Here is a 12,493-nt window from a genome sequence, read left to right as displayed (position 1 = left end):
ATATAAGAAAAAATCTGTCCCTTGCTTGGCCGTTGGCCTTGAACGCATTATTAATGCAGTCGATGTTAATGATCGACACCTTCCTTGTCTCACCACTCGGTGAAGTTTCCCTTGCCGCCATGGGTATTGCCACCACCATTGTTTCCTTTGTTTTAGGTATCCAAATGGCATTGGCGAACGGCTCACAGTTGGTACTTAGTCGTGCAGTTGGATCTGGGCAACACCCATCCTTGAACAAAGGCTTCTGGGCGGGCTTAATTATCAACGTTTTGGTCGCGGTTGTGTTTTGGACACTGATTACCGCCTTCGACAAAGCGTTGATCAGTAAGTTAACCGACAATGTTGCTCTTTATGCAGAGACCGAACGTTACCTCGCTGTCGCCAAGTTCATCATCATCTTCAACGCGATTACCCAAGTCATGATCGCCTTGTTTAATGCCCTTGGCCGAACCAAAGTGCCGTTCAAAGGTTACTTGATTGAGCTGCCAGTCAACATGGCAATGTCGTACGTGTTGATTCATGGCTTTGCTGGTTTTGAGGGTATTGGTGTGCAAGGCGCGGCAGCGGGCAGCTTAATCGCCATCACCATTCGATTGCTGTACTTGACCCTGTGTATTCGATGGGATGATTCCATCGTCTTGTCAATTAAGAACCTAGATGCCTCACTGAAAGCCAACACGCTGAATCACTTTAAAGAGATTTTCCCCGTTGCAGCAAACGTGACGATGTTGCAAACCGGCGCGACTATCTACATGTTGTTGTATTCACAGCTTACATTGAACGCCTACGTAGCGATGACCATCGTGATGCCTTGGATCAAAGCAGGGACTCAGTTCATCACTGCGTGGGCACACTCGTCGGCGATCACGATCAGCCAAGCGATTGGTTCACGACAAATGGATGAACTGCGTAAGAATGTTGATATCAGCATCGATATGGCTGTGATGATCTCATTTGTCTCGGCGGCGTTCTTCTTAGCCTTAAGTTTTGTCCTACCGGATTTATACCCAGACCTAGACCCAAGTACCTACGTTGCCCTTGCTTCCATCGCACCGTTATACGTCTTTCTGCCGATTGTTCGTGGCTATAATACGGTACACGGCCATGTGTTGCGTGCGTTGGGCAAGACCACAGAAGTCTTCAAGATCAACTTCACTGGCCAGTGGATAGTGTCCATCCCATTGTGTGCATTAGTCATTCTGCATTGGGATCTCTCTTTCTTTTGGGCGTTCGCCGTTATGCCATTTGAAGAAATAGTGAAAGCACTGCCATTTAGGCACTTGGCGCGTAAATCACTCAACGAGTTTGATCTTAAGAAAGCTGAGAAGCTTATGTATGATTAATTTGTCGTTTTTATTTTGATTTTTCGTCTAGTAAAGAGCCCTCAATGATGAGGGCTTTTTTGCCGCTATAGTTTACTGCTGAGTGTTTGGTTTAAATAACCTGCTTTTATCTATCACTTTTTCTTAAAGTTTGATCCAAGTAGAACTTGAAGTGATCAAACTGTGAGCGATTTTACACACCCGAATTTCCGTTCGGTTTAATCTCTGGATTAATAATTAATATGTACGACAATAATACATAAATAAGGAAATCCAAATCCATGTGTAATAGCAAAAGACTGAACAAGAATCTCCTCGCTGCCGCCTTACTGACTACGTTACCAATGACCGCTTTGGCCCATAATCAGACACCTCATCCAGTGCCTGCGGATAAGTTCGATATGATGAACTGGAAGATCACCTTGCCAATGGACAAAGACAACAACGGTCGAGCGGATGAAATCGAAGGCGTGGCGATGCTCAGTTACTCACATCACCAATTTTTCTTCTTAGATGAAAACGACAATATGGTCTTTGAAGTGCCGAACATGGCCGTGACAACAAAGGGTTCTACAAACGCGCGTTCTGAGCTCCGTCAAATGGGGCGAGGCACTGATGTCGATATCAGTGTGAAAGCACCAGAAAACAACTGGGCGATTGCCGCGCACCCTCAAGCGGAATCATTCAGCGCAGTAGGAGGAACATTAGAAGCGACGTTAAAAGTAAACCACGTTGCTACGCGCTCTAAGAATCCAGAAAAATACCCAGCGTATTCCGTCGTGGTAGGGCAGATTCATGCAGGCAAAGATCCGGCTCAGTTAGAGGCGAACACAGGGTTTGGACACGGCAATGAACCACTAAAAATCTTCTACAAGAAATGGCCTAACCATAAGATGGGATCGGTGTTCTGGACGTACGAACGCAACCTAGCGAAAGCGGACCCTGATCGCACAGACATCGCTTATCCAGTATGGGGTAATACATGGGAAAACAACGCCGAGCCGGGAGATAAAGGCATCGCACTTGGCGAAGAGTTCAGTTACAGCGTTAAAGTCGAAGGCAACATTATGCAGCTTGCATTCGAAGCCGAAGGCCACCCAACCGTGAAGTATGAACTCGACTTGAGCAATAACGTCGACGCTTATGGAAAAGTGGATAAGAAAGATTTCGCCAAAGGCTATGCGAGCGAATGGTTCTACTTTAAAGCAGGCGCTTACGGACAATGCAGCGTGAAAACAGGTGATAACTTCTGGGCGACAGGCTGTGAAGGAACGGGAGATTTCGAGACGGATAAGAAAAACGGCGATTACAGTAGCGCGACCTTCTCTGTACTGAAGTTAAATGGCAAGTAAGATGTCGCTTTAACGTCCCTAATCATTGGATTCCAATGGTTAGGGATTTTTTATGCCTCCAACAAAACATGTACAAACGATTTGATTGGTATTGATAAAACGAAGAGGGGGCTGTTGATGGAAGTAAACGAAAAAAAGCCGAACATGACGTCCGGCTTTGAATTAGTTCCCGATTTTTACATTAATTTTTAGTGACCAGGGTCTGTTGACCTTTCGTGATGATTTTTGCAGCAGTTTGTAGGTGTTTTATACAAAGCAGAGGCTTTGATATGTAGTTGTTCTACCTGATAAGCCGATAACGCAGTAGAAAGCACCTACAAACGCTACCCAAAGGGTTCGGCTAAAAGCGTTTTACTCTTTGTTGAGTCAATTTTACTTAGAACCACTAGGCTTCAATCGACTCGCCGCGATTAAAACGCTTTTATCTCGAACAAAATTTAACCACGAAAGATAAACAGACCCTATCTAAAGATTAAATTTGTGCGAATGCGCCTTCCCAAGTGTAAGTCACACCGTCGAACTCAACGCGATGTGTCGCGTTCTGTTTGTCTTCGTCTAGGTTGCAGATAGCGAAGTGGTAAGCGTTGCTTGTTGTAGTTTGCAGGCGAATCACGGTACCCACTTCGTTGTTGCCAACGACGGTTACTGACTCTACTAGTCCACGAGCGCCAACTGATGCTTCGATAGACTCGTTGAAGTAACCGTGCGTTTCTAACACAGAGGCAAACACGTGGTTCTGACCAGATTGACGTAGGATCAGTGCTGGTTCGCTCTTCAAGTTGAAGTCTGGATCATTTGCGCCCGTGCGAGTGAAGAACACTTTGCCGCCGTTCGTTGCGCTTGTGATTAGCGAATAGTAGCTGTTGTCGTGCAACCAGCTTACAAGCGAGCTGCTTTGAACTTGGCCTGAACCTACATTCCATAGGTGTTGGTAACCGTTGTCCTCGCCCATTGGACGCAGCGTGCTTTCTACATCGTATTCAAAATCCGTACGGATGATTTGACCGGAGTAGTGCACTGGCAGATCGTATTGGTGCTCTTGATCTGCTTCGATGCGGTAAACATCAATCACAAGTGGTTTCTCGAATTCTGGCAATTCAGCAAGAATGATGCTGCGCTGCATGTCTACACCGTTGTAGTAACCAGAAATACGACCGCTCATGCCTTGCAGTTTTTCATCATCAGCTTTGAAGAAGTGCTTAGAACCGAACTTGGTTTCTGCTAGTGCTGTGTCGAAGTTGTTTTGTGTCTTTTGGTCAACCGTTACTGTGTTGTGCGCGACTGTCTGCTTACAGTAAGACTTGTTCTCTGGGATGTAACGACCGCCAAATTTAGGCTCAACGTTTACCCAGCGACCAAAGCCGTAATCGTGCAGCACTTCATGACCGCGGTTAAACACACTCAGGTGCAGACCATCGTAGTGACCGTGGTCTAGTGCAGAGTGGTACTGGTGATCGCTGCCGTGCTGACCAAACCAGATAAGCGCCATGGTGTCGTCGTCTTGCTCGTCACGGTGACGAAGAATGCTTACGCCGCCTTTTTCGCCTTCTGGGCCGTCTGTTACGAATAGGCTACCCCAGTTGAACGGTTTGATGTTGTCTGTTGTTGCAACTGCGTCAGACAATGTCTTGCCTGAGATATGAACCCAAACGTCTTGCTGGTGGTCAGCCATGCCGAGTAGCGTTTCAGTTTGTTCGTAACGGTGGTAACACACAGACGTGGCCATGATTACGCCTTCATCGTTGATCGAAATCGTCTTCGATGAATCGTTCAATGCTGGCAAAGTACCATCTGGGAATGCCGTCTTAAATACTGCGTAAGACGTGGTCTTGATTACCGAGTCGTTGAACTCGTAAATACCAAGCTCAGGCTGACGACGTTCAATCGCTTCTGCGAATAGGTAGATTGGACGCAGCGAGAAACGGTGGTAGTAAGGACCTTCCATGTAGTAGCCATCTGGCGAGAACAGTTGGTCTAACTGAGCTAGGAAGCCGCCGCTAACTTTATCCAGTTTCAAGCCGTAAAGCGCTTTGTCTACCGCTTCTTGGTCGTTAATTGCGTAACCACAGATACCTACTGCTGCTACAGCCCACAGACCGTGGTTGTGTACGATGTCAAAGTCGTGACCGTAAGTGACTACGAACAGCTCAATCATTTGTTTGAACAGATCGTTTTCAATCAGTGTTTTTTGCTCTTCTTCCAACGTGTGGTAAATGCAGCTGTACGCACAAGACGCGTATAGCATCCACATGTTCTCGTTCAGAGTTTGGTGGAAGATCTTACCCGGAGGGTTAGAGTCACGGCTGGTGTTGCTCTCTAGCGTCGGGTAAACCTTCGCGTAAGCCGTTAGCATGTCCACGATGTAATCGCGGTACTTCTGCTCGCCAGTGATAAGGAATAGGCGACCCGCTAGATCAATGTGGATGTAGTTTTGCTTGTGACGGTTATGCTCGTAACCGCCGCCTTCGCCGTGACCTGGAACTTCAATACCGACCTCAGCCATGTAAGCGTCAGTTTGTTTGATGTCACGTGCTAGTGCATTTCCTAATAGGCTATCCGTGCCAAGTGCTTTGCTTAGTTCTGCCGCTTCTTCAAAGTTCATTAATAGCGGTTGGTAAGACTGGGTTTGGTAGCTCATTATTATTTCTCCTGCCCGAATGCGTTCACTTCTAGAGAGTAGAAGCCATTCCAGCTGTAGGTTTTACCGTTCAATTCTACTTGGTGTGGGGTTTGGTCGTCAGCGCCTAGAACATTGCTGATCATCACAGTAACCAGTGATTTTTCAGTCGTGATTTCTACGATGCTGCCAACGGCGTTGTAGCCCACGACGCGGATATCTTTCACCTGACCACGTGCATTCACCGACTGCTCAAACTCTTCGTTGAAGTAGCCGTGTGTTTCTAGCACAGAAGCAAATAGCGTCGATTCGCCCTTGCTGCGCAGAATGAATGCTGGTTCGCTACGTAGGTTAAAGCTTGGGTCATTGGCGCCAGTGCGAGTGAAGATCACTTCATTATCACCGTTTTGTTTCGCGCTGCTGCTAGTGCCTAACCAAGTGTAGTAGGTGTTGTTTTGTAGCCAGCTAACCAACGCCGTATCTTGCGTTTTGCCGCTTGCTACTTTCCAAAGGTGCTGGTAACCGAAGTCATCGCCAAGGGTGTTCAGTTCACCAAAGCTTTGGTAATCGAAGTTAGTACGTACGATTTGACCATCGTATTGATGAGAGTAGTCGTACTGATGCTCGCCTTCACCTTCAATGCGGTAAAGGTCTAGCAGTAGCGGTGCTTCAAGCTCGTCTAGGCTAAGCATGAACACACTGCGCTGCATGTCTGTATTCGGGTAATGGTCGTTCGCAAACGCACTCATACCGTTGATTTCAGTGCCTACTACTTTGAAGAAGTGAGGCAAACCATGCACCGAATCAGCGCGGTCTACATCGAAACCATTCTGACATTGCTCATCAATCGTTACCGCGTTGTGCGCGATAGTTTGACGTGCGTACGATTTGTTTTCGTCTAGGTAACGACCGCCGAATTTAGGCTCTACGTTTACCCAGCGACAGAAGCCGTATTCACGCAGCACTTCTTGACCACGGTTAAAGAAAGTAATGCCAAGCGTATCGAAGTTACCATGTCCCATGCCGTGTTGACCGTAGTTCATCACAAGCTGTGACACATCACCGGTTTTATCCTGCATACGGATAAAGCCTTGTGCTCCGTTATTACCAGTTGGGCCTTCGTTAAGTTCCACGCTTGGCCAGAAAGGCATACCGATTTCACGGTCTGCGATAGCTTTATCGTAAGCTTGAGAAAGCTCAAGACCACAAGGGTGCATCCAAACGGCGTTTTGAATCTTCGCCATGCCAAGGATGTTGTCATCCAAGCCGTAGTGCTTGCTGTAAACACTCACTGCAACTTGAACACCCATGTCGGTAATGCTCATGGTACGAGATGCATCGTTTAGTGCGGGGAACTCACCATTCGGGTAAGCCGTTGCCAGCATCGCTTGTACTGTGTTGCCAATCACTTTGTTTTTGTAGTTGTAGATGTCTACTTCAGGCATGTGACGGTGTACTACTTCTGCAAATACACAAGTTGGACGAATCGCATAACGATGGTAGTACGGACCTTCCATGTAGTAACCAGAAGGGGCGAACAACTGTGAGATTTGCGCTAGGAAGCCACCGGTATCATCACGATCTTGACCGTATACCGACATCTCTAGATATTCAGGTTTGCCAATGGCTAGACCACAGATACCAACAGCCGCAACTGCCCAGATACCGTGGTTGTGAATACGGTCGAAATCGTGCGCGTATTTCACTGTGAACATGTCTAGCATTGGTTCGAAAATGCGCTCAACAACAGCTGTGCGCTCTTCTTCTGTCATCACTGATGCCACGCAAGAGTAAGCAAGGCTAGTAAACATTAACCAACAGTGTTCATTAAGGATCTGGTGGAAAAGACGACCTGTTGGGTTAGTGTTTTTCTGTACGTGGAAATCAAAAGTGAGGTACTTCTCTGCGTAAATAGCGAGAAGATCTTTAACGAACTGCGCGTACTTTTGTTCTTGAGTGATCAAGAACAAACGACCCGCTAAATTCATGTAGGTATAGTTTTGTTTGTGGCGGTTGTGCTCGTAGCCACCCGCTTCGCCGTGACCTGGTACGTCTAGAGGCAGACGCATAAAGGCTTCAAGTTCCTTGCGATTCGCTTCAATGGATTTACCCATTAAGCTCGGCTTTCCGACTTCCTTTCTTAGTAGTTCGACTTCTGCTTCAGTCAACAAAATCGGTTGTGTAGTCATTTCTTTACCACCCTCAGATGAAGTGTGTTGTTTTCTTAAACTCTCTATAAAGTAATACAATATTAAGTTTGGGTGTAGTTTTTGTGGCAAAAAGGGAGAGTGAAATCACGCGAATTTAGCTAACTTATTGATTTATATCGCTGTGGTAATCCTTGTTGTGACTGATGTTTCGGCGTTATTAATCGTTAAGTGGAATGCTTTAACGAGCACCATTTGATGAATATCACATATTTTTAGATATATTGTATGACAATTAAAATAGATCGGATATGCTCGTTACCAATTCAACAGCAGACCCTTTCGCTTTGCGTTTCACTTTTATCAATACGACGCTTTTTTAAGAGAACCTTTTAATAAAAGCATGGTTAAGAATGAAGTGCCGTAGGGTTCGCTTTAATAGAGACTTTTTAGGAGTATGACGATGAATTCTTTCTTTGTATTAGATGAGAACCCGTGGGAAGAGCTAGGCGGCGGTATCAAACGTAAAATTGTTGCTTACACAGATGACCTAATGGCGGTTCACCTATGTTTTGATAAAGGTGCGATTGGCGCTCCGCATACTCACGAAATCCACGATCAAATCGGTTACGTAGTACGTGGCAGCTTTGAAGCGGAAATCGAAGGTGAGAAGAAAGTACTAAAAGAAGGCGACGCATACTTTGCTCGTAAGCACATGATGCACGGTGCGGTTGCACTAGAGCAAGACAGCATTCTTCTAGATATCTTCAACCCAGCTCGTGAAGACTTCTTAAAATAATCTATAGCGCAACCTCAGTTGCTAAGGTGACAACATGAAATCATTAAACATCGCGGTCATTGGCGAATGTATGGTTGAGCTACAGAAGAAGGAAGGTCAGCTAAAGCAGTCATTCGGTGGTGATACGTTGAATACCGCACTGTATTTATCTCGTTTGACCAAAGCTCACGATATTAAAACCAGCTATGTAACGGCTTTGGGTAACGATCCTTTTAGCCAAGAAATGCTATCAGCATGGCAAGAAGAGGGCATCGATACTAGTCTGGTTCTTTCTGTTAAAGAAAAGCAACCAGGTATCTACTATATCGAAACCGATGAAACTGGCGAACGTTACTTCCACTACTGGCGTAACGAAGCGGCCGCTAAGTTCCTATTCGAACAAAACGAGTCTCCGCTATTAGTCGACAAACTTTACTCGTACGATGCGGTTTACTTGAGCGGTATTACATTAGCGATTCTTACTGAAGAAGGTAAGACGCAACTGTTTGGCTTCCTTGAGCGCTTCAAGGCACAAGGTGGTAAGGTTATTTTCGATAACAACTACCGCCCTAAATTGTGGGAAAGCCGCGAGAATGCCATGTCTTGGTACCTTAAGATCCTTAAGCACACGGATATCGCACTGCTCACATTTGAAGATGAGCAAATGCTTTACGGTGACGAGCATCTAGAGCAGTGCATCGAGAGAACCTCTGCACTGGGCGTGGATGAAATCATCATTAAACGTGGCAGCAAAGATTGCTTGGTTGTGGCGAATGGCGAAGCGCAATACGTGGCGCCAAACAAAGTCGACAACGTGATTGATACAACAGCGGCTGGTGATTCTTTCAGTGCAGGCTTCTTGGCGAAGCGTTTGACTGGCGGCAATGCAGCTGAATCGGCTTACTCTGGTCACTGTATGGCTGGCGCGGTAATTCAACATAAAGGTGCCATCATTCCACGTGAAGTGATGCCAGATCTTCCTTTATAATTCTTTTGCGGAGCGTTGAGTAATCGGCGCTCCGCAGTGATTTATTGAACTCAAGTTAACGACGACGAGTACACTCTTATGACGACATTAAACGAACAATTAGCAAACCTAAAAGTAATTCCTGTTATTGCCATCAACAAAACAGAAGATGCGATTCCTCTAGGTCGCACTTTGGTTGAAAACGGTATGCCTTGCGCAGAAATCACGTTCCGCACAGAGTGTGCTGCAGAAGCGATTCGTGCTATGCGCGCTGAGTTCCCAGAAATGCTGATCGGTGCAGGTACGATCCTAACTAACGAGCAAGTTGACCAAGCGATCGAAGCTGGTGTGGACTTTATCGTAAGCCCAGGTTTTAACCCTCGCACGGTTCAATACTGCCTAGACAAAGGCGTGGCTATCGTACCTGGCGTAAACAACCCAAGCCTAGTTGAGCAAGCGATGGAAATGGGTCTGCGTACACTTAAGTTCTTCCCTGCTGAGCCATCTGGCGGTGTGGGTATGCTTAAAGCACTTACGGCGGTTTACCCAGTGAAATTCATGCCAACAGGTGGTGTGAGCCTAGGTAACGTAGACGAGTACTTGTCTATCCCTTCAGTGCTGGCATGTGGCGGTACTTGGATGGTGCCAACAAAACTTATCGATGAAGGTAAATGGGATGAACTAGGTACACTGGTTCGCGACGCAGTAGCTCACGTAGCATAAGTGTCGTAACACCCCGATAAAACTAGCGAAAGAACGAAAAGCGAGCCTCAGTGCTCGCTTTTTTTGTGTTTGAAAGTTTGAAAGAGGCGAGATGGGAGAATCGAGATGCGAGAAAAGCAAACAAGAGATTAGAATCGAGAAACGAGATTTGAGAAGCGAAAACGGAAAGCGCTGAACCGTCCTTGCATCGTTCTCGATAGCGGCGAAGGAGGGGGGTGGGAATCTTGGATAACCGAATCTACACGTAGCTTCGACAGTGATTTGACCCATCAAAGTAACGACTTGGTATTTGTTGGTGAAAGGAGATTTCCTACTCAGTCGTTCCTCCATTTAGGAAATGACGAGAAGGAATAGGGAATTTTGCTGGTTGCATTCATATAAATTCCACTTTCTATCCTATGCCTTCGAAACATCTCATTACGTTTCCTACAAATAAATGACACGCATTTTTGATCTTCAGACAAAGCGTGAAGAAGAAAAATATTCCATACTTTAATGAATTTGCAATAGATTATTTGTATTACAATATAATTACTTGTTGAGTGATGGTTATTCTGACTTTGAATGCCAGTATCCCTATAAAATAAAGGCTTTGTCGCCAATTTTTCAATGAAATAACTTATGTTCCAGATCACAATTAAAGCTTATTGTAGTACAAATAAAATAATGAACAGAGTAGTCTAGGCGTTAGAAAATGATCAAACTTGAAAGGCTGAAAAAATGACTATTGATACTCTTGTTGTTCTTGCCTACTTCTTCTTCTTAGTTGCAATTGGTTGGATGTTCCGTAAGTTCACTACCTCAACCAGTGACTACTTCCGAGGGGGCGGTAAGATGTTATGGTGGATGGTAGGTGCTACCGCCTTCATGACGCAATTTTCAGCATGGACGTTTACAGGTGCCGCAGGACGCGCGTTCAACGACGGTTTCGTTGTTGTAATCCTATTCTTAGCCAACGCATTTGGCTACTTCATGAACTACCTCTACTTTGCTCCAAAGTTCCGCCAACTACGTGTAGTGACGGCGATTGAAGCAATTCGTCAACGTTTCGGTAAGACTTCAGAGCAGTTCTTCACTTGGGCTGGTATGCCAGACAGCTTGATCTCAGCCGGTATTTGGTTGAATGGTCTTGCGATTTTCGTGGCAGCGGTCTTCAACATTCCTATGGAAGCGACCATCATTGTTACGGGTTTAGTGCTAATGCTAATGGCGGTAACGGGCGGCTCTTGGGCGGTTGTTGCATCTGACTTTATGCAGATGTTGGTTATCATGGCAGTGACGATCACTTGTGCGGTGGCGGCATACTTCCACGGTGGCGGTATTGGCAACATCGTGTCTAACTTCCACGGCGACTTCATGCTGGGTAACAACCTGAACTACGTCAGTATCTTTATCCTTTGGGTAGTGTTCATCTTTGTTAAACAGTTCGGTGTAATGAACAACAGCATCAACGCTTACCGCTACCTATGTGCAAAAGACAGTGAAAACGCACGTAAAGCAGCAGGTCTTGCATGTGTGCTGATGATTGTTGGTCCTATCATTTGGTTCCTACCACCTTGGTACGTTGCGGCATTTATGCCTGATTTCGCAGAGCAATACGGCTCAGTAGGTGGTGATGCAGCTTACCTAGCATTCGTACAAAACGTAATGCCAGCAGGTATGGTGGGTCTTCTGATGTCAGCAATGTTTGCGGCGACCATGTCTTCAATGGACTCTGGTCTTAACCGTAACGCGGGTATCTTTGTGATGAACTTCTACAGCCCGATTGTACGTCCACAAGCGTCGCAAAAAGAGCTGGTTATCGTGAGTAAAGCAACGACTATCGTGATGGGTTTCATCATCATTGGTATTGGTCTATTCATTAACTCACTACGTCACTTGAGCCTGTTCGATATCGTACTGAACGTGGGCGCATTGATTGGCTTCCCAATGTTGATTCCTGTACTACTTGGTATGTGGATTCGTAAGACGCCGGACTGGGCTGGTTGGGCAACACTGGTTGTTGGTGGCTTTGTTTCTTACATCTTCGGTATCTCACTACAAGCAGAAGACGTGGAGCGCCTATTCGGTCTAGAGCAAGCGTTTACAGCACGTGAGTGGGCTGACCTGAAAGTTGGCTTGAGCCTAGCAGCACACGTTGTCTTCACTGGTGGATTCTTCCTACTGACAACACGTTTCTACAAAGGCTTATCGCCTGAACGTGAGAAAGAAGTGGATCAATTGTTCGAAAACTGGAACACGCCTCTTGTGGCTGACAGCGAAGAGCAGCAGAACCTAGATACAAAACAGCGCGGCATGCTTGGTAAGCTTATCAGCGTAGCGGGCTTCGGTATCCTAGCGATGGCTCTGATTCCAAACGAACCATCAGGTCGACTACTGTTTATCTTGTGTGGTGCGATTGTTCTCTCGGTGGGTGTTCTATTGGTGAACGCAGCACGAGGGCCTAAAAGCCCAAAGTTAGCTAACGCGAAAAGCTAAGTCCCACTTAACTCACTCTTTCTAATAAAAATCCCACGGTGTCATCACTGTGGGATTTTTTCTATTTGTCAGCTTGCCTCTCTACACAGATCCTGCTTTTTGATTCTTT

General features: G+C 46.0%; 8 protein-coding genes. 6 read left to right on the top strand and 2 right to left on the bottom strand.

Going from position 1 to position 12,493, the window contains the following annotated elements:
• Positions 1 to 53: 53 nt before the first annotated feature.
• On the top strand, positions 54 to 1,343 hold the full coding sequence (locus VJL_RS03225) for an MATE family efflux transporter (RefSeq protein WP_038866988.1): 1,290 nt from the start codon (positions 54 to 56) through the stop codon (positions 1,341 to 1,343).
• Positions 1,344 to 1,603: 260 nt separating this feature from the next.
• Positions 1,604 to 2,674, top strand: coding sequence for a polysaccharide lyase family 7 protein (locus VJL_RS03220; protein WP_038875659.1), 1,071 nt, complete (start codon positions 1,604 to 1,606; stop codon positions 2,672 to 2,674).
• 472 nt (positions 2,675 to 3,146) lie between these two features.
• Here the strand turns inward: VJL_RS03220 and VJL_RS03215 are convergent, their stop codons facing one another.
• Together VJL_RS03215 and VJL_RS03210 are read right to left on the bottom strand one after the other, a co-directional pair.
• Positions 3,147 to 5,312 carry a heparinase II/III domain-containing protein gene (locus tag VJL_RS03215; protein WP_038875657.1) on the bottom strand — a complete coding sequence of 722 codons (2,166 nt, stop codon included), beginning with the start codon at positions 5,310 to 5,312 and terminating at the stop codon, positions 3,147 to 3,149.
• 2 nt (positions 5,313 to 5,314) lie between these two features.
• A complete protein-coding gene (locus VJL_RS03210) occupies positions 5,315 to 7,480 on the bottom strand; it encodes a heparinase II/III domain-containing protein (RefSeq protein WP_038875655.1) in 2,166 nt (721 codons plus the stop codon).
• Between the two features lie 421 nt (positions 7,481 to 7,901).
• Between VJL_RS03210 and VJL_RS03205 the strand changes: the two genes are divergently transcribed.
• The 4 genes from VJL_RS03205 to VJL_RS03190 all read left to right on the top strand — a co-directional run bounded on the left by VJL_RS03205 (position 7,902) and on the right by VJL_RS03190 (position 12,384).
• A complete protein-coding gene (locus VJL_RS03205) occupies positions 7,902 to 8,237 on the top strand; it encodes a cupin domain-containing protein (protein WP_005450851.1) in 336 nt (111 codons plus the stop codon).
• A gap of 34 nt (positions 8,238 to 8,271) precedes the next feature.
• The gene (gene kdgK / locus VJL_RS03200) at positions 8,272 to 9,204 is read left to right on the top strand and encodes a 2-dehydro-3-deoxygluconokinase (RefSeq protein WP_005437155.1); all 933 of its coding nucleotides are present in this window, start codon (positions 8,272 to 8,274) and stop codon (positions 9,202 to 9,204) included.
• Between the two features lie 78 nt (positions 9,205 to 9,282).
• Entirely contained in the window at positions 9,283 to 9,906 is a 624-nt protein-coding gene (locus tag VJL_RS03195) for a bifunctional 4-hydroxy-2-oxoglutarate aldolase/2-dehydro-3-deoxy-phosphogluconate aldolase (protein WP_038875652.1), read from the top strand.
• Between the two features lie 720 nt (positions 9,907 to 10,626).
• Positions 10,627 to 12,384, top strand: a complete 1,758-nt coding sequence (locus tag VJL_RS03190) for a sodium:solute symporter family protein (protein ID WP_038866999.1) — start codon at positions 10,627 to 10,629, stop codon at positions 12,382 to 12,384.
• The last annotated feature ends 109 nt before the right edge of the window (positions 12,385 to 12,493 follow it).

Source organism: Vibrio jasicida CAIM 1864 = LMG 25398, assembly GCF_000400365.1.
Classification (GTDB): Bacteria; Pseudomonadota; Gammaproteobacteria; order Enterobacterales; family Vibrionaceae; genus Vibrio; species Vibrio jasicida.
This window is presented reverse-complemented; position numbering and strand designations above follow the sequence as displayed.

Excerpts from the sequence above, each read along its gene's own strand:
- VJL_RS03220 (WP_038875659.1), top strand. The coding sequence starts at position 1,604 with ATGTGTAATAGCAAAAGACTGAACAAGAATCTCCTCGCTGCCGCCTTA.
- VJL_RS03225 (WP_038866988.1), top strand. The coding sequence starts at position 54 with ATGCAGTCGATGTTAATGATCGACACCTTCCTTGTCTCACCACTCGGT.
- VJL_RS03210 (WP_038875655.1), bottom strand. The coding sequence starts at position 7,480 with ATGACTACACAACCGATTTTGTTGACTGAAGCAGAAGTCGAACTACTA.
- VJL_RS03205 (WP_005450851.1), top strand. The coding sequence starts at position 7,902 with ATGAATTCTTTCTTTGTATTAGATGAGAACCCGTGGGAAGAGCTAGGC.
- VJL_RS03195 (WP_038875652.1), top strand. The coding sequence starts at position 9,283 with ATGACGACATTAAACGAACAATTAGCAAACCTAAAAGTAATTCCTGTT.
- VJL_RS03215 (WP_038875657.1), bottom strand. The coding sequence starts at position 5,312 with ATGAGCTACCAAACCCAGTCTTACCAACCGCTATTAATGAACTTTGAA.
- kdgK (WP_005437155.1), top strand. The coding sequence starts at position 8,272 with ATGAAATCATTAAACATCGCGGTCATTGGCGAATGTATGGTTGAGCTA.
- VJL_RS03190 (WP_038866999.1), top strand. The coding sequence starts at position 10,627 with ATGACTATTGATACTCTTGTTGTTCTTGCCTACTTCTTCTTCTTAGTT.